The organism is Roseateles sp. P5_E1 (assembly GCF_054049335.1).
In genome coordinates, this window is the sequence record NZ_JBFUMN010000010.1 from 121,148 (window position 1) to 145,416 (window position 24,269).

Below are 24,269 nucleotides of genomic sequence, written 5' to 3' on the forward strand. Positions count from 1 at the left end.
ACGAGGAGGGGTGATGAAGGTTTTGCTGGTCGATGCTTTTCCGATGGTGCGCGCCGCGCTCACCGGCCTGATCGAGCAGCATTTCGCCGGGGCGCAGGTGCAGGGCGTGGACACTGTCGCCGCCGCGCGCGACGCGCTGGGCCAGGCCATCCCCCGGCTCGTGCTGCTGGACCTGCGCATCGATGGTGGCTTCGAGCTGCTGCAGCAGATCCACGGCGAGCACCTGCTGCTGCCGGTCGTCGTCATCTCCGGCAGCGACGACACCGAGGAGGCCCTGCAGGCTCTGGGTGCCGGCGCCATGGGCTATGTGCCCGAACGCAGCGACCTGAATACCTTGGTCCAGGCCCTGCACCTGGTGCTGGCCGGTGGCACCTATGTGCCGCCGCTCAAGCGTGCGGCTGAACCCGTTGCAGCCTCACCGGCCTCGGCTGGCCCCGCGCCAGGCGACTGGGCGGAGCTGCCGCTGACGCCGCGCCAGAAGCATGTGCTGCATCTGCTTACGCAAGGCCTGTCCAACAAGCTGATCGCCCGCGAGCTGGGTGTCAGCGTGGACACCGTGAAGGACCATGTGGCCGCGGTGCTGAGGGCCCTGGGCGTGAACTCGCGCACCCAGGCGGTGGTGGTCGCGACGCAACGCGCGCGTTGACGATGGACGCCGCGGTCAGCGGTATATCACCAGCGCTCCGGTCCGATCAGCGATTCGTGGCGAGAAACCCCGGTCGATCAGGACACAGGCCGCAGCGTCGCGATAGGCCCGGGGGCGGTCTGCAGGCGAGCCGTCGAGCAAGCTCTGAAGCGTTCCCTGGCCGCCGAATCCTGTTGCAAGTTCAGCGTCGCTGTAGGGCGCCAATCGTTGCCGCATCACTTCAAGTTCGGCGTCGGCGTAGCTGATGGCCAGCCTGGCCAGGGCCTCCGGCTTGGTGAATTCGAAACGCCGCTCCTTGTTGGTCAGTGCGAGCCTTAGCGTTTCGGCGTGTGCGCCAACCGGCAGGCCGTGCTCAAGTCCCAAGGCGCCGAGAAGAGCGTAGGCGTTGATGCAGCGCGTGTGAACCTCCGACGTCCGCTTGTCCACCACAGTGATCTGCACATACGGCGGCGAACTGGAAATGACGATGGTGTCGGTGTTGCCAGCGACCACGCCGTAAGCCGCGTTGAAACTTTCCTGCGATTGACRCAGGGGCGACGCGGTGCTGCAGCCTGCCGCCAGCAGTGCAGCGGTCAAAAGCAATGGTTTCATGACGTCGTCCTCTCCCGTTTCGGCTTTTTGTGCGCCGATTGAAGCACGCCCCAACAGCCGCCCCGTCAGCGCACGTCACATGTGCTGCACCTGCTGACGGCACACGACGTCAGCTCGCGCACTCAGCCGTCGTGGCGGCCACGCAGAAAACCCGCTGATCAGAGGCGCTTGCCCACCTCGGCCTTGAACCAGCCGGATTCCAGGTAGGCATACAGATTCTTGCCCGGGCAGACGGTCTGCCGGCTGTAGTCCTTGTGGCTGGCGATGGCGTCCAGGCCGAGATGATGCTGGCGCGCCAGCCACGCGGTCAGCTCGACGGCGGCGTTGAGCTGGGCCGGCGTGGGCTGCTGTTCCTCGAAGTTGCCGACCAGCATGACGAGGGCGTGACCGCGCGGGTCGTACTCGGTGTTGGTGTCGCCGGCCTGGGCCAGCGGCCGCGCCGCGTAGATGCGGCCGTCGGGCGCGATGACGTAGTGGTAGGGGATGTCCGCCCAGCGCTTGGTCAGGCGCGACCACTGCTGCAGCCGGCGCAAGTAGGCCTCGACGTCGGCGCCGTCCTTCCAGATCTCGCCCTGGTGGTGGATCGTGATGTGCGTGATCTGCTGCGGCGCTGCCGTGGATGTCGCTGCACTGCCGCCCCAGCTGTCGACGCTGACGATGTCGGGCGCCGGCGGTGCAGTGGCGCAACTGCCGAGCGCCAGCAGGACGGTGAGGGCGGCGACGAGCTTCAACGGACGGCGTCGATCGCGTTGAGCACCGCCTCGGCCGTGGCCGGCGCCTGCAGCGGCGGATCGCAATTCTCTGGGCCGCAGGCGGCGCAGGCGTCCTTGATGGCCAGCAGGGCCGCAAACCCCAGCAGCAGCGGCGGCTCGCCGACGGCCTTGCTGCGGTGGATGGTTTCGCTGGCATTGGCCACGCCGAACAGCTCCACACGCAGTTCCGGCGGGCAATCGTTGGCGGTCGGGATCTTGTAGGTGCTGGGCGCGTGCGTGGTCAGCAAACCCGTCGTGGGGTGCCAGACCAGCTCCTCCGTCGTCAGCCAGCCCATGCCCTGGATGAAGCCGCCCTCGATCTGGCCGATGTCGATGGCCGGGTTCAGGCTCTGGCCCACGTCGTGCAAGATGTCGGCGCGCGTGATGCGGCTTTCGCCGGTCAGTGTGTCCACCAGCGCCTCACAGACGGCGCCGCCCCAGGCGTAGTAATAGAAAGGGTGGCCCTGCAGCTTGCTGCGGTCCCAGTGCAGGCCGGGCGTGGCGTAGAAGCCGTCGCTCCACAGCTGCACGCGCTTCAGGTAGGCCGCGGCGACGAGTTCGCCAAAGGGCAGGCTTTGGCCGCCGCCGCTGACCTGGCCGCCATCAAAGGCGACCAGCTCGGCGGCGCAGCCAAAGCGCTCGGCGGCGACGGCGGCCAGCCGCCCCTTGATCTTGCGCGCGGCATCCTGCGCGGCCTTGCCGTTCAGGTCGCTGCCGGTGGATGCGGCCGTGGCGGAGGTGTTGGCGACCTTGCTCGTGTCGGTGGCCGAGCAGCGCACGCTGGCCAACGGCAGGCCCAACTCATGCGCGACGACCTGGGCCACCTTGGTGTTCAGGCCCTGGCCCATTTCCGTGCCGCCGTGGTTCACCAGCACCGAGCCGTCGGTGTAGACATGCACCAGTGCGCCGGCCTGGTTCAGGTGGGCCACGTTGAAGGAGATGCCGAACTTGACCGGCGTGAAGGCCAGGCCCTTTTTCAGCACCGGGCTGGCGGCGTTGAAGGCGGCGATCTCGGCGCGGCGTTCGGCGTAGCGGCTGCTGGCAAGCAGCTGCGCCGTCAGCGGTTGGGCGTGCAGTTCCTCGACCTGCTGGCCATAGGGCGTCATGTCCTGGCCGGCGGTGTAGAAATTGCGCTGGCGCACCTCGGCCGGGTCCAATCCGAGCTGGCGGGCGACACCGTCCAGGATCATCTCGATGGCAATGGCACCCTGCGGTCCGCCAAAGCCGCGGAAGGCCGTGTTGCTCTGCGTGTTGGTCTTGGCGCAGTAGCCGTGCATGGCGACATGCGGCAGCCAATAGGCGTTGTCGAAATGGCAGAGCGCGCGGGCCATCACGGGGGCGGAAAGGTCGGCGCTGTGCCCGGCGTTGGCGATCAGGTCGATGTCGACGGCAAGGATGCGGCCGTCAGCGTCGAAGCCGACATCCCATCGGTAGTCGAAGCCATGACGGCGTCCCGTGACGAGGAAATCGTCGTCGCGGTCCACGCGGAGCTTCACGGGTTTCTTCAGCTTCAGCGCAGCGATGGACGCGACGCAGGCGAAGAGAGCGGATTGGCTCTCCTTGCCGCCAAAGCCGCCACCCATGCGCCGGCATTGCACGACGACACGATGCGCATGCCAGCCCAGGCAATGCGCCACGAGCTGCTGCATCTCGCTCGGGTGTTGGGTCGAGCAGTGCACGAGCAAGGCGTCGCCGCCCTCCTGCGGCACGGCCAGGCTGATCTGGCCCTCCAGATAGAACTGCTCCTGGCCGCCCAGGCTCCAGCTTCCCTGCAGCCGGTGCGGTGCGCTGGCGAGCTGTTCGGCCGGCTCGCCGCGCGTCAGGTGCGCAGGCGCCAGCACGTACTGGCCGGCGGCATGCGCTTGCAGTGCCGTCAGCAGCGGCGGCAGCGGCTCGGCCTGGATGACCTGTCTGGCCAGCCCCGCCGCGCGGCGCGCCAGTTCGCGGTGGGTCGCGATGACGGCGAACACCGGCTGGCCCACATAGCGCAGCTCGTCCGCCGCCAGGATGGGGTCGTCATGCAGCAATGGGCCGCAGTTGTTCTCGCCGGCAATGTCGGCCGCGCTGAGCACTGCGACGACGCCGGGCATGCGGCGGATGCGTTCGAGGTCGACGCCCAGCAGCTTGCCATGCGCGATGGGCGACAGGCCGAGCGCCGCATGCAGCGTGCCGGCGGGCTCGGGCAGGTCGTCGATGTAGGGTGCCGCACCGCTGACGTGCAGGTGCGCCGACTCGTGCGGCAGCGACTTGCCGACGACCGGCTGCAACTCAATCAAGGCTTCAGGCTTGTTCATGCCGGCACCTCCTGCATCGACGGCCAGACGCCGACCGGCACAGCGCCGACGGTTTCCAGCCACAGCTTGATGAAAAGGTTCTGCGCCACCTTGAGCCGGTAGTCAGCGCTGGCGCGCATGTCGGTCATGGGCTTGAAGTCCTGCGGCAGCGCGGCGGCTGCAGCCTTGGCAGTGGCTTCGCTCCAGGGCTGGCCGACGACGGCGGCTTCCGCCGCGGCGGCGCGCTTGACGATGGCGGCCATGCCACCGAACGCGAAGCGCGCCTCCTGCACGGCGCCGGCATCCAGCCTGATCGCCAGCACGGCGCAGACGGCCGAGATGTCGCTGTCATGGCGCTTGGCGATCTTGTGCGCGCTGAAGCGCCAGTCGGGCGAGGGCAGGGGGACATGCAGTGCCTCGACGAACTCGCCGGGCTGCAGGTCTTTCTTCATGTAGTCGAGATAGAAGTCCTGCAGTTTGAGGCGGCGCTGCTGCGAGCCGCGGCGCAGGATGATGTCGGCGCCCAGGGCGATCAGGGCCGGCGCACCGTCGCCGATGGGCGAGCCATTGGCGATGTTGCCGCCCAGCGTGCCGGCATGGCGCACCGGCGGCGACGCGAAGCGCAGCCACAGCTCGCGCAGGCGGGGCACGGCGGTGGTCAGCGCGGCCCAGCTGTCTTCCAGCGAAGCGGCGGCACCGATCCACAGGCCGGTACCGTCGTTGCGGATCTCGCGCAGCGCCGCGACACGGCCGGTGTAGATGACGTCCCCCAGGTCGCGGAACTGCTTGTTCACCCACAGGCCCACGTCGGTCGACCCGGCCAGCAGCGTCGCCTGCGGATAGGTCTCGCGCAGCAGGGCCAGGTCGTGGATGCTTTGCGGTGCATGGAAGCGGGCGCCGGCGTGGCCATAGTCCAGCGGCTCGTCGGCGGCCAGGGTCTGCAGAGCCTCAGCGATGGGCGCACGGTCCAGGCAGCGGGCGGGCGCGTCGAACATCTGTTCGCCGGCATCCAGGATGGGCCGGTAGCCCGTGCAGCGGCAGAGGTTGCCGGCCAGCGCATCGGCCAGTTGCTGGCGGGTGGGCTTGGTGCCGGCGGCTTGGTGGGTTTCATAACAAGCCGTCAGGCTCATGACGAAGCCGGGGGTGCAGAAGCCGCACTGGGAGCCATGGCAGTCCACCATGGCCTGCTGGGCGGGGTTGAGCCGCTGCGGGCCGCCCAGGTCTTCCACCGTCAGCAGCGCGCGGCCGTCGAGCGTCGGCAGGAACTGGGTGCAGGCGTTGACGTTGCGCAGTTCCAGCTGGCCGTCGGCACCCAGCTCGCCCTGGATGACGGTGCAGGCGCCGCAGTCGCCCTCGGCACAGCCTTCCTTGGTGCCGGTACAGCCGGCATGCTCGCGCAGGTATTGCAGCACGGTGGTCGTCGGAGGCAGGTTCTGGACCTCGACGACCTCGCCGCGGTGGAAAAAACGGATGGGTCGGGTATTCATGCTGGCCTCGATTGTCGAGCGTTGCCTCAGAATTGCCATATGAGTTTTACTAACCAGGAAAAATTCGTCGACAGTCCACGCCGATGGGCCCTGCGGGGCGATCTGCTGGATTTCACGGCTGCACCACGCTGGGGCGACACCGAGCCACCGGCGGTGCGCTTTGACCGCGACCACTGGCTGCTGATCGAGGACGGCCGCATCGTCGGGAGGCAGGCCGCCGAGCCGGATGCCGGTTGGGCGCGCAAGGACCATGCCGGAAAGCTGGTGCTGCCGGGGTTCATCGACACCCACGTCCACTGCCCGCAGCTGGAGGTCATCGGCTCCTACGGCACCGAGCTGCTGGACTGGCTCAAGCGCTACACCTTCCCCAGCGAGTGCACCTTTGCCGACCCGGCGCGCAGCCGCGCAGGGGCCGAGGTCTTCCTGGACGCGCTGCTGGCCAGCGGCACGACCTCGGCCGTCGTCTTCCCGACCGTGCACAAGGTATCGGCCGAGGCCCTGTTCGACAGCGCCGCGGCACGCGGCATGCGCCTCATCACCGGCAAGGTGTTGATGGACCGCCATGCGCCGGACGGGCTGCGGGACGACGTCGTTCAGGCCGAGAAGGATTGCGTCGACCTCATCGCCCGCTTCCATGGCCGCGACCGCCTGGCGTACGCCGTGACGGTGCGCTTTGCGCCGACCAGCACGCCCGAGCAACTGGCAATGGCCGGCGCGCTGTGCCGCGCCGATGCCAGCCTCTATATGCAGACCCACGTCGCCGAGAACCGCGCCGAGGTCGCCTGGGTGGCGGAGCTGTTCCCGGATGCGCGCAGCTACCTGGATGTGTATGAGCGCGTCGGCCTCGTGCACGAGCGCTCGGTGCTGGCCCATGGCATTTATCTGGACCCGCACGACCGCGTCGTCATCGCTGACCGTGGCGCCCAGGTGGCGCATTGCCCGTCGAGCAATCTGTTCCTGGGCAGCGGCCTGTTCGACTGGCCGGGTGCGGCCTTCAACATCAGCCTGGCTTCTGACGTCGGTGGTGGTACGACGCTCAGCCTGCCACGCAACATGCTCGATGCCTACAAGGTGCAGGCCCTGCGCGGCGAGCGCATGACCGCATGGATGGCCCTGCATGCCGCCACGCGTGGCGCGGCCGAGGCGCTGCAGCTGGGTGGCGAGATCGGCGGCCTGTCGGTGGGGCAGACGGCCGACATCTGCGTGTGGGACTGGGCGCAAGGCCCGGTCGCCGAGGCGCGCGACGCGGTGGCGCGCGAGCTGCACGAGCGTGTCTTTGCGTGGATGACGCTGGCCGACGAGCGCAACCTCGCGGCCTGCTATGTCGCGGGCCATCAACGCATTTGATGGTGCCCCCAGGGCTGGCCTGAAGCCCGCCCGCCCCCCGAGGGGGTCAAGGCGACTCGGGAACGGCCCAGCGTCGCCTTGAACCGCCTGTCCCCCGATTCCGCCGCTTCGTCACAACCCTGATGGGGGACGGCGGGGCGGCTGGCTAGAGTCTGCCCACTCATTTCAACGGAGACTCCATGAGCCGACCCCTGCTGTCCCTCGTCGCTTCCCTGGCCTTGCTGGCTGGCGCGTCCCAGGCCGCTGTTGCCGCCGACAAGCCGGCCGCAGTCGCCAAGGCGCCCAAGCCCGCCAAGCGCTACACCATCGAGCAGTTCATGGCCACCGTGAACATCGGTGGCGCCAGCTTCTCGGCCGACGAGAGCCGCATCCTCTTCCACAGCAACGAGACGGGCATCTTCAACGTCTATGCGATGCCGGTGGGCGGCGGCAAGCCGGTCCAGCTGACGAATTCCAAGACCGACAGTCACTACGCGGTGGGCTTCTTCCCGGGCGATGACCGCTTCCTCTACACCCGCGACCAGGCCGGCAACGAGCTCAACCATCTCTATGTGCGTGAGCTCGACGGCAGCGAGAAGGACCTGACGCCGGGCGACAAGCTCAAGGCCTCGTTCGCCGGCTGGAGCGGCGACGACACGGCCTTCTACGTGACGACCAACGAGCGCGATCCGCGCTTCTTCGACCTCTACCGTTTGGATGCCAAGACCTATGCCCGCACGCTGGTCTTCAAGAACGAGGCCGGCTGGGAGTTGAGCGACATCAGCCGCGACGGCCGCTGGCTGGCGGTGGGCAAGATCAACACGACGGCCGACTCCGACGTGCACCTGGTCGACCTGAAGAGTGGCGAGGTCAAGCACATCACCAAGCACCAGGGCGTGGCCAACTACACGCCGCAGGACTTCACGCCCGACAGCCGCGAGCTGCTGATGACCAGCAACGACGGCGGCGAGTTCACCCGCGTCATCGGCTACGACCTGGCCAGCGGCGCGACCCGCGAGATCGAGAAGGCCGATTGGGACGTGGACTACACGGCCTTCTCCAAGGACGGCCGCTACCGCATCACCGGCATCAATGCCGACGCCAGCATCGCGCTGCGCCTGTACCGCGACGGAAAGCCGATGGCGCTGCCCCAGCTACCCGGCGGCGACGTGCGCGGCGTGACCTTCTCCCGCAGCGGCAAGCGCATGGCCTTCTACGTGAACGGCGACCGCTCGCCCAACAACCTGTTCGTCGCCGAGGTCGGCTCCAACGCCGCGCCGAAGCAGCTGACGCAGAGCCTGTCCAAGGACATCGACCCGGCCGAGCTGGTGGACGCCTCCATCGCCCGCTTCAAGAGCTTCGACGGCATGGTCGTCCCGTCGGTCTACATGCTGCCCAAGGAAGCCTCGCCAACCCACAAGGTGCCGGCCATCGTCTGGGTGCATGGCGGCCCCGGCGGCCAGACCAAGCGCGGCTACTCGGCGCTGATGCAGTACTTTGTCAACAACGGCTATGCGGTGCTGGGCATCAACAACCGCGGCAGCTCGGGCTATGGCAAGAGCTTCTTCACGGCTGACGACGGCAAGCATGGCCGCGAGCCGCTGTGGGACTGCATCGAGGCCAAGACCTTCCTGGCCGGCACGGGCGTCATCGACCCCGAGCGCATCGGCATCGTCGGCGGCAGCTATGGCGGCTACATGGTGCTGTCGGCCATGGCCTTCCGCCCCGAGGCCTTCAAGGTCGGCATCGACATCTTCGGCGTCGCCAACTGGATCCGCACGCTGGAAAGCATTCCGCCCTATTGGGAGAGCTTCCGCCTGGCTCTCTATCAGGAAGTGGGCGACCCGGTGAAGGACCGTGAGCGCCTGATGGCCACGTCACCGCTGTTCCATGCCAGCGAGATCAAGAAGCCGCTGATGGTCATCCAGGGCGCCAACGACCCGCGCGTCATCAAGCCCGAGAGCGACGACATCGTCGCGGCGGTCAAGAAGAACAATGTGCCGGTGGACTATCTCGTGTTCGACGACGAGGGCCACGGCTTCTCCAAGAAGAAGAACACGCTGGAGGCCAACCGCCGCATGGTCGAGTTCTTGGATAAATACCTGAAGCCCGGCATCAGTCAGCCGGTCAAGTAAGAAGGAGTCCGCGATGTTCAGCTTCCTGCTCTGGTGCATCCTGTTCGTGATCTGCTGGCCGTTGGCCATTCTGGCGCTGCTGTTGTGGCCGCTGGTCTGGCTGATCACGCTGCCCTTCAGGTTGCTGGGCATCGCCGTCGACGGCGCCTTCGGGCTGCTGCGTGCCATCGTCATGCTGCCTGCGCGCGTGCTGAGCGGGCGCTAGCCGGGCGAGGGGTCGCGGGGCGCCAGCGGCCTTGCACAATGATTTCGTGGCACCGATCGGTGCCAGAATCCTTGCCATCCCCATAACGCTTCAGGTGCGCCGACGCTGTGACGCTTCAGCATATTGCCGTTGTCGATGACGAAACAGCGATCACCGAGCTGCTCGGCCGCTATCTGCCTGGGCACGGCTTTCGCACGACGCAATTGCATTCGGGCCGTGCGCTGATGGAGCTGATGGCCAGCGATCCGCCCGAGCTGGTGCTGCTGGATCTGGGCCTGCCCGGAGAGGACGGCTTCGCCATCGCACGGCAGCTGCGCGAGCACTGGCGCTGCGGCCTGGTCATCATCACCGGCCGCGGGGACTCGGTCGACAAGGTCGTGGGCCTGGAAGTTGGCGCCGATGACTACGTCACCAAGCCTTTCGACCTGCGCGAGCTGGTCGCGCGCATCAAGGCCGTGTTGCGGCGCATGGAGCCGCACCCGTTGGCCTCCGGCCAGCCGGCCAGCGGGCAGGCGCCCCGGCAGGTGGCCAGTGCCTCGGGTGGCGAGCACCTGACATTTCTCGGCTGGCAGCTCGACCTGGGCGCCCGGCGCCTTGACGATCCGAACGGCGCAGAGGTGCGGCTCACCAGCGGCGAGTTCTCCCTCCTCGCGGCCCTGGCCCAGCATGCGGGTCGCGTGCTGTCCCGCGACTTTCTGCTTGAACAGACGCGGGGCCGCGAAGCTGCGCCCTTTGACCGCACGATCGACGTGCAGATCGGACGCCTGCGCAAGAAGCTGGAAGTCGACGCGGAGAATCCACAGATCATCAAGTCGGTCCGCGGCGCCGGCTACATCTTCGTTCCGCCCATCGGCTCCGCACGGGCTAAAACCTGATGGTTGGAACGCCTCCCGCCAACCAGCCGACGCCGCAGCCCGTCGATGACCTGACCGTCTACCGCTCGCTGTTTTCCGCCTATCCGGACGCCCTGCTGCTGGTGGACGCCGCAGGCCTGATCGCCCGAGCCAACCCCGCGGCGGCGGCGCTGCTGGGGTACTCGATGGAGGAGCTCGTCGGCACGAGCGTGGACGAACTGGTGCCCGACAGCATTCGCCCTCGCCACGCGTCATACCGGCAGGCCTACGGTCACGCGCCGCGCGCTCGGCCGATGGGCACGCAGATGGAGCTGGTGGCCCGGCGGCGCGACGGCAGCGAGGTGATGGTGGAAATCGCGCTGAGCCCTTTGCAAGACCACGGCCTGCCCTTCGTGGTTGCCGCGATCCGCGGCATCGGTGGCTATCCGCGCGTCAAACAGGCGTTGCAGCGGGCGCGCTATAGCGAGCATCTGGCGCAGCTGGGCCGCCTGGCCGTCGACGCACGCGATCCGCAGCAGCTGTTGCAGCAGGTACCGGCCATCGCCGCCGAGGCGCTGGAAGTCGAGATGGCGCTGGTGTTCCTGCTGGAAAGCAACCGGCTTGAACTGCGCGTCGCCGGGGGCGTGGGCCTGATCGCCGGCGAGTCGCTGGGTTGCATCGTGCCCAATCGCGGCGACACGCCGCTGGGCGTCGTGCTGAGCCAGGGGCAATCGGTCGTGATCGAGGATTTCCGCGCAGAACAACGCTATGCGGTGCCCCCCGACTATCTCGCGGCAGGGTTGGTCAGCGCATTGGCGGTGCCGCTGCTGGACCGCGGTCGCGTCATTGGCGCCTTGAAGGTTCGTTCTCGCCAGTCGAAGCGGTTCGGCGACGATGAACAGCGCTTCCTGGAGTCACTGGCCAATCTGCTGGTCACCTGCCTGCAGCGGGCGCAGACCGAGGAGGCGCTGAGCCATGCCCAACGCCTCGAAAGTGTTGGCCAGCTGACGGGCGGCATTGCCCACGACTTCAACAACCTGCTGACCGTCATCCAAGGCAATCTGCAGGTGCTGGAGGAGCTGCCGGCACTGGCGCAGGACGGTGGCGCCCTGCAACTGGTGAGCGCCGCGATGCGCGCATCCAAGCGCGGCGCGGAGCTGACCGGCAAGCTGCTGGCCTTCTCGCGCCGCCAGGTGCTGCAGCCCAGCGCGGTCGACGTGCATGGCCTGCTGCACCCGCTGTCGGACATGCTGCGCCGCACATTGGACCAGCGCATCCGCATCAGCGTCGATGTCGCGCCGGACTGCCCCCTGGCCCTGGCCGACGCGGGCCAGTTGGAAGCTGCCCTGCTCAACATCGCGATCAATGCGCGCGACGCGATGCTCGACGGCGGCGATCTGCGGTTTTCCGCGGCGGCCGCGGGCATGCTGCCGGCGGGCCTGCAGGACGAGCTCGGCGAAGGCCGGTTCGTCCGCATCGCCGTCACCGACACCGGCACGGGCATGCCGGAGGCCGTCAAGGAGCGTGCCTTCGAGCCCTTCTTCACGACCAAACAGGCCGGCCGCGGCACGGGCCTGGGCCTGAGTGCCGTCTATGGCTTCGTCAAGCAGTCGCAGGGCGCCGTCGCGCTGGACAGCACGGCCGGCCTTGGCACGACGATCAGCCTGTATCTGCCGGTGCCGCACGATGCCCAGACGGGGGCCCAGGACGGCGACCACGTCGGGCACACGGTGCCCGCGGGGCTGAAAGTGCTGGTGGTCGAAGACGACGCCGAGGTGCGTGCCGTGGCGCAGCACTTCCTGGCCAGCCTGGGTTGCGTGTTCAGCGTCTGTTCCAGTGCCGAGCAGGCGCTTCAACTGCTGACGCCTGAAGCCGATTTCGACCTGCTGCTCACCGACATTGCATTGGGCGCCGGCATGCGCGGCACCGAGCTCGCCCGCATCGCGCAGCAGCGGCTGCCGCAGCTGGCCATCCTGTTGATGTCGGGCTTCTCCGCCGAACTGCTGGATGCCGACCGCGAGTCCCCGGCGGACTGGGAACTGCTGCCCAAGCCCTACAGCCGCGGCCAGCTGGCGCAGGCGATGGCCCGCGTGCTGTTGGCCTAGGTCGCGCGCAGCCGAGCGGCGCGCCGCAGGCCGACGGCGTCGGGCTGACCCGGCGCAGCGGCTCCCGCTCCGCCGGCCGCCAGCTGCGGCTGTCTGGGTAAAGGTAAAGGCGGGCGCCAGGGGCACGAAGAGGTGTGGTGTTTCAAAGCACGCTCGCCGCGATTGCTTCGGTGGCCAACAGGTGTTGGAGCGATTCGGCCGGTGCCGGGCGGCCGAAGTGATACCCCTGCATCTCGTCGCAGCCGCGCTCGCACAGGTAGTCGCGTTGCTGCGCGGTTTCGACGCCCTCGGCCACCACGCGCAGATGCAGCCGGTGAGCCAGTGCAATCACGGCATCGACCAGCGCTGCGCCGTCGGGCTGCTCGCCGATGCGGCGCGTGAACGACTGGTCGATCTTCAGCGAATCGATCGGGAACTGCTGCAGGTAGGCCAGGCTGGAGTAGCCGGTGCCAAAGTCGTCCAGCGACAGCTTGACCCCGAGGGCCTTGATCCGCTTGAGCATGCCGATCGCAGCGCCGGGGTCGGTGATCAGCATGCCTTCGGTGATCTCGATCTCCAGCCACTGCGCGCCGACCTGATGGCGCTGAAGGGCGCGGGCCACCACCTGGTCCAGGTCACCGGCGGCGAACTGCCGCGCAGCGACGTTGACCGCTATGCGCACCACGGGCTGGCCGGCGTCCATCCAGGCGCGGATCTGGCGGCATGCCGCGTCGATGACCCAGCCGCCGATGGCCAGGATCAGGCTGCTCTGCTCGGCCACGGGGATGAACTGGCTCGGTGGCACCAGGCCGATGCCGCTGCGCTGCCAGCGCAGCAAGGCCTCGGCGCCGACGACCTCGCCGCTGCTGGCATCCACCTTGGGCTGGTAGTGCAGCTGCAGCTCGTCGCGTTCGATGGCGCGGCTCAGTGCGGCTTCCAGGTCCAGCTTGGTCCGGGCCTCGGCATTCATGTCATCCGTATAGAAGCAGAACTGGTTGCGGCCCAATTCCTTGGCGCGATTCATCGCCGCATCCGCGTCACGCAGCAACTCGACCGCGGTGGGATTGCCTTCGTCGGGGAACATGCTGATGCCGATGCTGGCCGTCAGGTAGGCATCCTGCCCACACGACAGCGCCATCGGCGCGGCGATGGTCGCCAGCAGGCCGCGCGCGAGCACGGCAACGCTGGTGCTGTCCATGTTGGCTTCGAGGATGACCAGGAACTCATCGCCGCCGAGCCGGCCCAGGAAGTCCTCATGGCGCAGGCGCGCCTGCAGGCGCGCGGCCACACAGACCAGCAATTCGTCGCCGGCCGGGTGCCCCAGGCCGTCGTTGACCGTCTTGAAGCCATCGAGATCGATGACCAGCAGCGCCGCGCGGCTCTCGCGCCGGTGCGAGCGGGCCAGCGCATCTTCGAGCCGCCTCTGCAGTTGAACGCGGTTGGGCAGGCGTGTCAGTGGGTCGTTGTGGACCAGCCAGTCGGTCTGGGCCTCGCTGTGCTTGAGGCGGCTGATGTCGGTGAACACGCCGACGTAGTGCGTGACCGTCGCGTCGTCGTCGCGCACCGCGCTGATGGTCAGCCATTCCGGATAGACCTCGCCGCCCTTGCGGCGGTTCCAGATCTCGCCCTGCCAGTGCCCGCTGGCATCGAGCGCGGCCCACATCCGCTGATAGAACTCCGCGTCGTGCCGGCCGGACTTCAGCAGCTTGAGGCTGGCGCCGATGGCCTCTTGCGCGTTGTAGCCGGTGATGGTCGTGAACGAGTGGTTGATCGATTGGATGCGGCCCCGTGAGTCGGTGATGATGACGCCGTCGCGGATGTCCTCGAAGACCGTGGCCCACTGGCGCATGCGCTGCTGCATGTCGTGGCGCTCGGTGATGTCGCTGGAGACGCTGTAGATGCCCAGCGTGCGGCCTTCGTCGTCGACCAGCTTGCCCTTGGTGCAGGCGTAGAGGCGGTCGCCATCGGGCATCGTCAGGCACGTCTGGACGCAGACTGGCTTGTCGGCCCGCAGTGCTGCCGCGTCGTCTTTGAGCAGCTGACGCACCTGCTCGGCTGGGAACAGACCGGTGGAATCGAAGCCGATCAGTTGCTCCGAGCTGCGCCCCAGCGCCCGGCACAGCGCGCGGTTCACGAACAGGTAGCGCCCCTCGAGATCCTTGGCGAAGATGACGTCGGTCGAACAGTTGGCGATCGCCTCGGCGATCTTCCAGGCCCGCTCCTCGTCCTGGCTTGCCACCGCCATGCGTGCGGCTGCCAGCAGTTCGCGCCGCTTCAGCGCAGCGTAGGTGAAGGCGCCCGCGGCCAGCACGGCCAGCAAGTTCACCAGGGCCAGCGTCGTCGCATCGGCGATGCTGCCGCCCAGCAGCGCATCGCGCGGCGCCTGGATGGCGACATACCAGCCGGAGTTGCGAATCCGGGCCGCCACCGCGGCCTGGGCAACTTCGCCGCGATCCAGGCCGTCCATGAGCGAACCGGCCAGCGACGGATCGCCGGACAAGGCGGTCAGCGCCGCGCGGGAGGAGTTGCGCGGAGGGACGAACGGGGTGTCGGAGCCGTCGATGCGCAAGGCCAGCAGATCCCGTGCGGCGGGGCGGAAGAACAGCGTCTCGGGAGCGTCACTGGCGGAGCCCGGCGTCAGCTGCGGCAGCAGCGTGAGGCGCGGCGCTGTGCGCAGCAGCAAGACGGTCCCGGGCCGGCCGTCCGCGCTGGGCAGTGGCACGAAGAGGTCGAACTGCAGGCTGGCGGGGTCGCCCACCTCGGCCCGGAAGTCGCCGCCAGACACCCGCCCGCCTTGCAGGGCCGAACGCACGCCATGCGACATGGCCGCATCGACATGCCGCGGGGCGCCGTCCGGCGCCAGCAGCAGCCGGGCGTGTTCGTCGAACAGCAATGCGTCGGCGTAGTGCGTGGAAGTCAGCAGCAACAGCAGTTCCTTCCTCATCTCTGCCGCCGATGCCTCATCGGGGCTGCGGCGCCAGCGCAGCAGGCTGGTGCGCAACTGGGGGTCGGTGGCAAGCCGGCGTGCGTCCTCCGTGCGCCGCTCGATCCAGCCCTGGACGATCTCGGCTTTCAGCTCGGCTTCGCGGCGCAACTGCGCAACCTGCTGTTCATGCGACATGTGAGTCGATCTGGCATAGCCCATCAGGCTTGCCAGCACGATGGCGGCTGACAGCAGGGCGAACACCCAGAGCACGCTGACCGGTCCGCCCTGACGCGCCGGTCCGGTCGCCTCGCCCTCGGCTTGCCGGCTGGGGGTGATCACATAGATCAGCGCGCTGGTCGCCAGCACGAAGGCGATGCCCTTGCCCTGGCCAACGGCGGACAGCGTGGCGATGTCGGGCGCCAGCTTTTCCAGCAGTCCATCAGACAGCAGGATCCAGGCAAGGCCAAAGGCCGCGTAAGCCGCGGCCATGGTCAGCGGAGCGGTCGGCGCCAGCCGGCGCCGCCAGAGGTCGAAGTGCCGGCCGAAGCCCCCGCTGGCGAAGCGAAGAGGCGGTGCGACGGCGTCCTGATGCGGTGAATTCATTTTTTTCTCCCTGGATCGATGYGCGGCCGCCGAGGCCGACGCGCCGCCTAGTGCAGACCGGCAGGAGCGGCCTGCCCACCGATGAAGGCGGCCAGTGCGGGGAAGTCGGGAATGCAGATGTCGCGCCGGCTCTTCTCGTGAAAGGCGATGAGCCGCGCTCGCGCGAGCCTGGACAGCACGCGGCTGACGGTCTCCAGCGTCAGGCCGAGGTAGTTGCCGATCTCGGCGCGCGTCAGGCGCAGGCTGATCTGGTCGGTCCTGAGGCCACGCGCGGCCAGGGAATCGGCCCAGTTGTGCAGAAAGGTCACCACGCGCGCGGCGGCCGGCAGCGCGCACAGGGCCGTCAGCGCCTCGCGTTCGCGCATGATTTCGTCGCTCATGGCCTCGTGCACGGTGGCCATCAGGCGGGGATGGTCGGCGCAGGCCTTCAGCAGTGCGTCGTAGCGCAGCGTCCAGACCTCGGCGGTGTCCATCGCAATGGCTTCGCAGGCGTAGCTGCCCTTGGCGATGGCGCTGAAGCCGAGCCAGTCGCCGCGGAACTTCAGCCCGACGACCTGCTCGTGGCCCTCGGCCGACGGGCTGATCAGCTTGAAGCAGCCGGAGTTCAGCACGTGCAGCTGCTCGAACCGCTCGCCCGGCCGGTACAGCACATCGCCGGCATGGACGATGCGGCGCCTGGGCGCCAGCACGGCCTCCAGCAGCTTCAGCTCGTCAGCGATGCGCTGACCCTTGGACGGTGCGACGTTGGTGTTGATCGCGCCGCTGGCGGCGAAGGTGGTGCTGCAGCGTGCGGTAGTCATCGGGGTATGCGGGGCACTGGCGTGCATGGTGGTCTCCCTTGGGGTGGCATCGAAAAAATCGATGCTAGGCAGGCCCGGGCAATGAAGTGTCAACAGGCCAAATCGTTAGGTAGCGCTGCGTAACACTGCGTGAACCGTCGGTGACGGAGCCGATCAACACCGAGTCGGACTCCGCCGGCTTGACCTTGGTCAATGGCCGCGCATTCGGCGTCGATACGCTGCCACTCATGTGTTCCGAGGCTCGCCAAGGTGCCGCTGGCGCCACTTCGTCCTACCCCGTCGATGCCGCTGCCTTGCTGCGGCAGGCGAGGGTGCTCTTGAGGCCGCAGGCCTCGGAGATGAAGCCATTGACGGGCAGGCGGCTGGCGCTGATGTCGCCGCACCCGGAGGACGACGAGGCGAGCGAATTCGCGCAGGCGGCGACGGCGCTCGGTGCCCATGTGTCCTTTGTCCAGCCCGGGCTTGACGAGCACAGCAGCCCATGGCGGGTCGATGCAACGGCACGCATGCTGAGCCGTCTCTACGATGCGGTTGAATGTCAGCACCTGCCCGCCGCCCTGACAGGGCGCCTGGCCCGCAGCGCCGACATTCCTGTGTTCGCCGGGCTGGCGACCGCCGGCCATCCCACGGCCGTGCTCGCACAGGCACTGGACGGAGATGTCGCGTGGGCCGTCAAGCGGCGCAAGATCCTGCAGGCGGCGCTGGTTGTCAGCCTGGCTTGAGGAGCGGCGCTTGGCCCGTCGYCATGAGCCGTTGCAGCCCGAGGCTCGGCTGACGAGGACGATCTCCGACGGCTGGGCACCGCCCGGCCTGACGTCAAAACCCATGCGTTTGAGCAGGTTCAGCATCGCCCGGTTCTCGCGCAGCACGTGGCCGACGACGCGCTGCGTGCCGCGCGAGGTGGCGTAGTCGAGCAGGGCCTGCATCAGCAGGCGGCCGAGGCCCCGGCGCTGCAGGTCGCTGCGCACGAGCAGGCCGAACTCCGCCTCGACGTTGTCGGGATCGCGCACGAGACGGGCCACGCCGAGCGTGCGGGGGCCGCCAGCGGCCTGCTCATCGACGATGACGAGCGCCATCTCGCGCTCGTAGTCGATCTGCGTCATCCGGGCGAGGTCGTCATGCGTCAGCGCGTGCGGCGCCTGGAAGAAGCGCATGCGCAGGTCTTCGGGGCTGCAGGCCTGCAGGAACTCGCGGTGCAATGCCTCGTCCTCGGGCCGGATCGGCCGCATCAGCAGCGTGCTGCCTTGGCAGTGCAGAGTTCGCACCAGATCTGCCGGGTAGGGGCGCACGGCGAAGCGTGCCATGCCGGAGGGTGCCGACGCCGACAGGCGCACGCGGGCATCCAGCGCGAGCACGCCGTGCTCGTCGGCCAGCAGCGGGTTGATGTCCAGCTCGGCCATTTCGGGCAGATCGGCCAGCATCTGCCCGACGGCGGTCAGCGCGTCGCACAAGGCGTCGATGTGGGCCGGCGGCCGCCCGCGATAGCCGGCCAGCAGCCGGGCCACCCGGGTGCGGTCGATCAGCTCGCGTGCCAGCGCGCGGTTCAACGGCGGCAGCGCCACGGCGCGGTCGCCCAGCACTTCCACCGCGATGCCGCCCTGGCCGAACAGCAGCACCGGGCCGAAGATCTGATCCACGTGCGCGCCGACGATGAGCTCCTGGGCGCGGGGCCGTTGCACCATGGCCTGCACGCTGAATCCCTCGATGTGGGCTTCCGGACGCGTGGCTTGCAGATGATCGAGCATCTCCCGCGCAGCCAGGCGCACGGCGGCTTCGCCGCGCAGGTCCAGGCGCACGCCACCCGCGTCCGACTTGTGCAGGATGGCCGGGGACTCCACCTTCAGCACCACCGGCCCGTCGATGCGCTGGGCGGCCTCGGCGGCGGCCTGTGGCGAGGCTTCGGCGCGCAACGTCGGCACGACCGCGATGCCATAGGCAGCCAGCAGTGCCTTGGCATCGATCTCGTCCAGCCATTCACGGCCAGCGCCCAGCGCGGCGTCGATGATGGCGCGCGCCCGTGCCAGGTCCGGCTTGCCGTTCGCGCCGGCGCTTGGCGTCTGGCGTAGTGCCGTCTGGTTGCGCCGGTAGGTCTGCATCAGCGAGAACGCGCGCACGGCCTCCTCGGGCGTCTCGTAGCCCGCGATGCCGGCCTCTTCGAAAGCGCTGCGCGCCGGCGCCACCGTGTCACCGCCCAGCCAGCAGCTCAGCACACGGCCCCGGTGCTCGGCGATCAGTGGGGCGCATGCCCGGGCGATGGCTTCACTGGAGACGATGGCCGTCGGTGCGTGCACGAACAGCACCGCGCCCGCCTCGGGGGCGTCGAACAGGGCCTTGAGCGTGTCCACGTAGCGCTGCGCGGGCGCGTCGCCAATGATGTCGATCGGGTTGCCGTGCGACCAGTTGGCCGGCAGCACGGCGTTGAGCCGCTTCATCAGCGCCTCGCCCGGGCGCGCCAGCGTCACGCCCAGCGGCGCGGCGGCGTCGGCCACCATCACGCCCGCGCCGCCGCCATTGGTCATGACCATCAGCTCGCGGCTGTGGTTGTCACGAAAGCGCGCGAGCCTCTGCGCGGCGATGAAGAGATCCTTCAGCGTGTCCACGCGCAGCATGCCGGCGCGGCGGATGGCGGCGTCGAAGACGATGTCCTCGCCCGCCAGCGCGCCCGTGTGTGAGGCGGCGGCCTTCATGCCGGCCGGCGCGCGGCCGGCCTTGACGACGATGACGGGCTTGATGCGGGCCGCGGCACGCGCTGCCGACATGAACTTGCGTGGCGATGTGATGGATTCGATGTAGAGCAGGATGGCGCGCGTATGTCGGTCCGTGGCCAGATGGTCCAGCAGGTCGGCGAAGTCGACGTCGGCGTGCTCGCCCAGCGAGACGAGGTGCGAGAAGCCGATGCGCTCGGCGTTGGCCCAATCCAGCAGGGCCGTCAGCAATGCGCCCGACTGGGACACCAGCGCCAGTTCGCCGGGCAGCGCCTTCGCCTGGGTGAAGCTGGCGTTCAGCCCGAGGTGCGGGCTCAGCAGGCCGATGCAGTTGGGCCCCAGCAGGCGCAGCGTGTGCGGCCGGGCGGCGTCCAGCGCCGCCTGCTTCTGCGCTGGTGTGAGGCCCGCCGTCACGATGATGGCGGCCCGAGTGCCGCGCACACCCAGCTGCCCGACCAGCGGCGCGATGGTGTCCGGTGGCGTGCACAGCACGGCCAGGTCCGGCGTGAACGGCAGCTCGGCGACGCCGGCAAAGCAGGGCTGGCCGTCCAGCCTGTCCAGCCGCGGGTTCACGGCCGCCATCGGGCCCTTGAAGCCGCCGCTCAGCAGGTTGCGCCAGACGGTGGTGCCGACGCGGCCGGGCTTGTCGGAGGCGCCGAAGACGGCTACCGAGTCGGGCGTGAGCAGGCGATCGAGATGGCGCTGGGTCATGAGCGCATCCTCGCCACCGCCCGCAGCCCGGCCCTTGCGCTGGATCAAGCCAGCGCGGGATGCTGCGGGGGATCAATGCGACATCAGCACCGGCACGGTCATCGATGCCAGCAGCCTGCGGGAGACACCCCCGAACAGCCGCTCCGCCCAGCGRGCGTGGCCATAGGCACCCATSACGATCAGGTCCGCCCCGGTGTCGGATGCCGCATTCAGCAGAGCGTCGCCGATGGGCAGTGCCGTCACCTCCTCGCGCACGATGGCATCGACGCCCTGCAGCGCCAGCCATTGGCGCTGGCAGGCGAGGCGCGCGGCCGGGGCTTCACCTTCGGCGTCTCGGCGCCAGTGCATCAGCCAGACGTTGTCGGCGCGGCGCAGCAGCGGCAGCGCGTCCGTCATCGCCCGGACCGACTCGCGGCTGCCGTCCCAGGCCAGCAGCACGCGGCGCGTGCGCAGGGGTTCGCGATGCGTGTAGGGGATCATCAGGACCGGACGCACGCAGCGCAGCAGCACCTGTTCCAGCGCGGCCGCGTGCTGGCGATGGTCGGGCAGCGACGGGTCGGGTTGGCTCATGATGAGCAGGTCCGTGCATTGCGAATGCCGTGCCAGCGATTGCGCCGCGGGCGTCTGGTCGGCGAGCGCCTCGAATGAGGGCAGCCCGGCAGCGCCGCAGCGTTGGTGGAAGTTTTGCGCGAGGGCCTGGGCCTGTGCGAGCAGGGTCGCGCAGGCGCCACTGACGTAGTCGTCCATCGCGGCGGCAGCCTGCAGCGCCTGCAGCTCGACCGTGGCGCTGGGCGCCAGGCCGATCAGGTGGGCTTCGAACTCCCTGGCCAGCGCGATGGCAATGCTGACGCGCGTCGGGTTGGCCGGGGTCGCGTCCAGGGCAACCAGCAGGCTGCGATAGCTCATGGGATTCATCTCCTTGGGAAGGCAAAAGTCAGGCAAAGCTCAGCACGGCCCGGCCATCGATGCGCCCCGTGCGCAGGTCGTCGAAGATGCGGTTGATATCGTCCAGCCGGTGCGTGGTGGTGCTGGCGTGCACGAGGCCCTCCGCGGCGAACTGCAATGCTTCGTTCAGGTCCTGGCGCGTGCCGACGATGGAGCCGCGCACGGTCTTGGCATTGAGAACGACGTCGAAGATCGGCAGCGCGAAGTCGCCGGGCGGCAGGCCGACCATGGACATGGTGCCGCGCTTGCGCAGCATGCCCAGCGCCTGGCTGAAGGACTGGCGCGAGACGGCGGTCACGAGGGCGCCGTGCACACCGCCCAGTTCGCGCTGCAGTGCGGCGGCCGGGTCTTCATCGGCAGCGTTGATGCACAGCTCGGCGCCCAGCCGCTGGGCCAGTTGCAGCTTGGCCGAATCGATGTCCACGGCTGCGACGTGAAAGCCCATCGCGCGTGCGTACTGGACGGCCAGGTGCCCGAGACCGCCGATGCCGACGACGGCCACCCATTGCCCCGGCCGGGCGTCCAGTACTTTCAGGCCCTTGTAGACCGTCACGCCGGCGCACAGGATGGGCGCGAGGGATTCGAAGGACAGGCCGTCGGGCAGATGGCCCACATAGGCCGGATCGGCCAGCACGTATTCGGCGAAGCTGCCGTTGACCGTGTAGCCGGTCATCTGCTGGTGGTCGCACAGCGTCTCCCAGCCCGTCAGGCAGTGCTCGCAATGCCCACAGGCGGTGTGCAGCCAGGGCACGCCCACGCGATCGCCTTCGCGGATGCCGCGCACACCCGCGCCGACGGCGGCGACATGGCCGACGCCCTCGTGGCCCGGAATGAAGGGCAGCGGTGGTTTGATCGGCCAGTCGCCGTCGGCGGCATGCAGGTCGGTATGGCAGACGCCGCAGGCGGCCACCTTCACGAGGACCTGCCCGGCGGGGACTTCGGGGATGGCCACTTCCTCCAGGCTGAGGGGCTCGCGGTAAGCGCGGACGACCGCAGCTTTCATCATGGGCATGGCAACTCCTTGGACGGGACGGCGTCGAGGTATTCGGGTACCGAGGCCGGCCAGCCCAGGCCTTCCTCGATAGCCTGGCGCAGCGCGTCGGCGGCCTGGGGCTCGCCGTGGGTCACGTAGACGTGGCTGGGCGGGTGCGGCAGCGTTTGCAGCCAGGCCAGCAGCTGGGGTTGGTCGGCGTGCGAGGACATGCCGTCGATGGCGGCCACCTCGGCGCGCACGGGCACCCACTGGCCGTGCATGCGGATGCGGTCGGCGCCGGCCAGCAGGGTGGCGCCGCGCGTGCCGGCGGCCTGATGGCCGACGAAGACGATGCTGTTCCTGGGATCTGGCGCCAGTGCTTCCAGGTGGTGCAGCACGCGGCCGCCGGTGGCCATGCCGCTGGCGGCGACGATGACGCTCGGATAGGTGGGACGGTTCAGCGCACGAGATTCCTCCTCCGTGCGGACGTAGCGCACCTTGTCGACGAGGTCGCGGCGCTCAGGCTCGGTCAGCCTGTGTTCATCAGCATGGACCTGCACCAGGCGCGTGACCTGCGTGGCCATGGGGCTGTTGAGGTAGATGGGCAGGTCGGCGATGCGCCCGGCGGCTTTCAGGCGCAGCAAGGTGTGCAGGATGGCCTGGGCCCGGCCGACGGCGAAGGCCGGGATCAGCGTCGTGCCGCCGCGGGCTGCGGTGCGCGCGATGACGTCGCAGAGCTGGTCTGCGCTAGGCGCTTCAGAGTGCCGCCGATCTCCGTAAGTGGACTCGATGACGACTATGTCGGCCGCGGGCGCCGCAGCCGGCGGCAGCATGACGGTGTCGTCACTGCGGCCGAGGTCGCCCGAGAAGGTGATCGAGCTGGAAGCCGCTGCGAGGTGGACGCTGGCGGCGCCAATGATGTGACCGGCGTGGCTGAATGTTGCCGTCAGGCCCGGGACGGGTTCAAAGACCCGGCCAAAGGCATGACGGCGCACCTGCTTGAGGCTGTGCAGGGCCTGGGCCTCGGTGTACAGCGGCAGCGCCGGTGAATGCTTGCTGAAGCCGTGCCGGTTGGCGTAGCGGGCGTCCTCCTCCTGCAGCCGGCCCGAATCCGGCAACAGCACTGACAGCAGGTCGCTGGTGCCAGGCGTCGCGTGGATGGCGCCGCGAAAGCCCTCCGCCACCAGGCGGGGCAGGAAGCCGCTGTGATCGATATGGGCATGCGTCATCACCACGGCATCGATGGACGCCGCCGGCACCGGGAAGGGGGCCCAATTGCGCAGGCGCAACTGCTTCAGGCCCTGGAACAGCCCGCAGTCGACGAGCAATCGCCGGCCGGCGAATTCGACGAGGTAGCGGGAACCGGTCACGGTGCCTGTTGCGCCGAAGAAGCGCAGTCGAAGGTCGTCCGTGCTCATGGCCGGTATCCCGGCAGCCGGTACACCGGGCCGTGGCCCACAAGCAGGCGGAGTGCGGGTTCCACCGATCCGACATTGATGACCATGGGGGCCTCCTGACCTGTTGAAGTCAGGTCCAGCGTAGGCCGGCGCACTGCCGGTGGCCTTGCGCTGGATCAAGCCGCGCGTGAACGGCCCTAGCTGGGCGTGGACGGGCGCTCGACGCCCCAGCGCCGGTACAGCTCGATGGCCGAGCCGGTGCGCAACCACTGTTCGAAGGCCTGGTCGTAGCGTTGCGACAGGGCCTCACCGCCGGCGCTGCGTGCAAAGGCCATGTGCCCGTGCAGCACGTCCAGCGGTGGCGAGCAGCGCGCAACGGCGTCAGCCAGGCTCAGGCGGTGCAGCACCGGCTGGCAGTTGCGGTCGTTCGCCGCGAACAGCTCGATGCGCCGCTTCATCAGCATCTGCAACCCGGCGTCGACGCTCTGCACCCAGGTCAACTGGTTCATGCCCGTCTTCATGCGCTCGAAGCGGCTGCCGTAGGCCCAGCCGCGCACAGCGGCCACGGGGGCCTGGGCCAGCTCGCCGAACTCACCCGTCCAGCGCGCCTCCTCGCCGCGGCGGGCGTACCAGACCATCGCGTCCGAGTAGAAGGAGCGCACGCTGAACAGCATGCGGGCCTCGCGTTCCGGCGTGCGGTAGGGGCCGATGAGGATGTCCGCCTCGCCCTGCTCCAGCATCAGCTGCGCGCGCGGCCAGGGCAGCCATTCGCAGCGTACGTTCTCGCCAAACAGCATGCCCAGCAGGTCCACCGCCAGGCCCTTGGGCGCCTGGCCCTCGGCGCCCTCGAAGATGCGCGCGAACTGCGAGCCCACCG

General features: G+C 68.8%; 17 protein-coding genes and 1 pseudogene. 7 read left to right on the forward strand and 11 right to left on the reverse strand.

What is annotated here, in order from left to right; translation table 11 throughout:
• Positions 1 to 13: 13 nt before the first annotated feature.
• Complete coding sequence (locus ACXJKJ_RS12030) at positions 14 to 646, forward strand: response regulator transcription factor (RefSeq protein WP_457390265.1); 633 nt, start codon at positions 14 to 16, stop codon at positions 644 to 646.
• Between the two features lie 15 nt (positions 647 to 661).
• On the opposite strand, the gene ACXJKJ_RS12035 is transcribed toward ACXJKJ_RS12030, so the two are convergent.
• The 4 genes from ACXJKJ_RS12035 to xdhA all read right to left on the reverse strand — a co-directional run bounded on the left by ACXJKJ_RS12035 (position 662) and on the right by xdhA (position 5,749).
• The gene (locus ACXJKJ_RS12035; RefSeq protein ID WP_457390266.1) at positions 662 to 1,237 is read right to left on the reverse strand and encodes a hypothetical protein; all 576 of its coding nucleotides are present in this window, start codon (positions 1,235 to 1,237) and stop codon (positions 662 to 664) included.
• A gap of 158 nt (positions 1,238 to 1,395) precedes the next feature.
• Positions 1,396 to 1,968, reverse strand: a complete 573-nt coding sequence (locus ACXJKJ_RS12040; RefSeq protein WP_457390267.1) for a peptidoglycan recognition protein family protein — start codon at positions 1,966 to 1,968, stop codon at positions 1,396 to 1,398.
• On the reverse strand, positions 1,965 to 4,283 hold the full coding sequence (xdhB, locus tag ACXJKJ_RS12045; RefSeq protein WP_457390268.1) for a xanthine dehydrogenase molybdopterin binding subunit: 2,319 nt from the start codon (positions 4,281 to 4,283) through the stop codon (positions 1,965 to 1,967). Before xdhB ends, ACXJKJ_RS12040 begins: the two co-directional genes overlap by 4 nt.
• A complete protein-coding gene (gene xdhA / locus ACXJKJ_RS12050; protein WP_457390269.1) occupies positions 4,280 to 5,749 on the reverse strand; it encodes a xanthine dehydrogenase small subunit in 1,470 nt (489 codons plus the stop codon). Before xdhA ends, xdhB begins: the two co-directional genes overlap by 4 nt.
• A gap of 39 nt (positions 5,750 to 5,788) precedes the next feature.
• On the opposite strand from xdhA, the gene guaD reads away from it, so the two are divergent.
• The 5 genes from guaD (at position 5,789) to ACXJKJ_RS12075 (ending at position 12,353) form a co-directional block, all read left to right on the forward strand.
• Positions 5,789 to 7,096, forward strand: a complete 1,308-nt coding sequence (gene guaD, locus ACXJKJ_RS12055) for a guanine deaminase (protein ID WP_457390270.1) — start codon at positions 5,789 to 5,791, stop codon at positions 7,094 to 7,096.
• A 179-nt stretch (positions 7,097 to 7,275) separates the two neighbouring features.
• Positions 7,276 to 9,210: a S9 family peptidase gene (locus ACXJKJ_RS12060; RefSeq protein ID WP_457390271.1), complete on the forward strand. Its 1,935-nt coding sequence runs from the start codon at positions 7,276 to 7,278 to the stop codon at positions 9,208 to 9,210.
• A 13-nt stretch (positions 9,211 to 9,223) separates the two neighbouring features.
• The gene (locus ACXJKJ_RS12065; protein ID WP_056198443.1) at positions 9,224 to 9,415 is read left to right on the forward strand and encodes a hypothetical protein; all 192 of its coding nucleotides are present in this window, start codon (positions 9,224 to 9,226) and stop codon (positions 9,413 to 9,415) included.
• Positions 9,416 to 9,522: 107 nt separating this feature from the next.
• Positions 9,523 to 10,290, forward strand: a complete 768-nt coding sequence (locus ACXJKJ_RS12070; protein ID WP_056198440.1) for a winged helix-turn-helix domain-containing protein — start codon at positions 9,523 to 9,525, stop codon at positions 10,288 to 10,290.
• Positions 10,290 to 12,353 (forward strand): PAS domain S-box protein, encoded by a 2,064-nt coding sequence (locus tag ACXJKJ_RS12075; protein WP_457390272.1) that lies wholly within the window; start codon positions 10,290 to 10,292, stop codon positions 12,351 to 12,353. The genes ACXJKJ_RS12070 and ACXJKJ_RS12075 overlap by 1 nt, the downstream gene beginning before the upstream one ends.
• Before the next feature lie 142 nt (positions 12,354 to 12,495).
• On the opposite strand, the gene ACXJKJ_RS12080 is transcribed toward ACXJKJ_RS12075, so the two are convergent.
• The gene (locus tag ACXJKJ_RS12080; RefSeq protein ID WP_457390273.1) at positions 12,496 to 15,861 is read right to left on the reverse strand and encodes an EAL domain-containing protein; all 3,366 of its coding nucleotides are present in this window, start codon (positions 15,859 to 15,861) and stop codon (positions 12,496 to 12,498) included.
• 47 nt (positions 15,862 to 15,908) lie between these two features.
• Positions 15,909 to 16,688, reverse strand: a complete 780-nt coding sequence (locus tag ACXJKJ_RS12085; RefSeq protein WP_457390274.1) for a Crp/Fnr family transcriptional regulator — start codon at positions 16,686 to 16,688, stop codon at positions 15,909 to 15,911.
• A 311-nt stretch (positions 16,689 to 16,999) separates the two neighbouring features.
• On the opposite strand from ACXJKJ_RS12085, the gene ACXJKJ_RS12090 reads away from it, so the two are divergent.
• Positions 17,000 to 17,383, forward strand: a complete 384-nt coding sequence (locus ACXJKJ_RS12090) for an ornithine carbamoyltransferase (RefSeq protein ID WP_457390277.1) — start codon at positions 17,000 to 17,002, stop codon at positions 17,381 to 17,383.
• Positions 17,384 to 17,491: 108 nt separating this feature from the next.
• On the opposite strand, the pseudogene ACXJKJ_RS12095 reads toward ACXJKJ_RS12090, so the two are convergent.
• The 5 genes and pseudogenes from ACXJKJ_RS12095 to ACXJKJ_RS12115 form a co-directional block, all read right to left on the reverse strand.
• A pseudogene (locus ACXJKJ_RS12095) lies at positions 17,492 to 20,077 on the reverse strand (bifunctional acetate--CoA ligase family protein/GNAT family N-acetyltransferase); the annotation flags it as partial.
• 72 nt (positions 20,078 to 20,149) lie between these two features.
• Complete coding sequence (locus ACXJKJ_RS12100; RefSeq protein WP_056198429.1) at positions 20,150 to 20,983, reverse strand: universal stress protein; 834 nt, start codon at positions 20,981 to 20,983, stop codon at positions 20,150 to 20,152.
• 28 nt (positions 20,984 to 21,011) lie between these two features.
• Positions 21,012 to 22,025, reverse strand: a complete 1,014-nt coding sequence (adhP, locus tag ACXJKJ_RS12105) for an alcohol dehydrogenase AdhP (protein ID WP_457390278.1) — start codon at positions 22,023 to 22,025, stop codon at positions 21,012 to 21,014.
• Positions 22,025 to 23,413, reverse strand: a complete 1,389-nt coding sequence (locus ACXJKJ_RS12110; protein ID WP_457390275.1) for an MBL fold metallo-hydrolase RNA specificity domain-containing protein — start codon at positions 23,411 to 23,413, stop codon at positions 22,025 to 22,027. The genes adhP and ACXJKJ_RS12110 overlap by 1 nt, the downstream gene beginning before the upstream one ends.
• A 176-nt stretch (positions 23,414 to 23,589) precedes the next feature.
• Positions 23,590 to 24,269: substrate-binding periplasmic protein (locus tag ACXJKJ_RS12115; RefSeq protein WP_457390276.1), on the reverse strand; the 680-nt coding region annotated here is incomplete at its 5' end.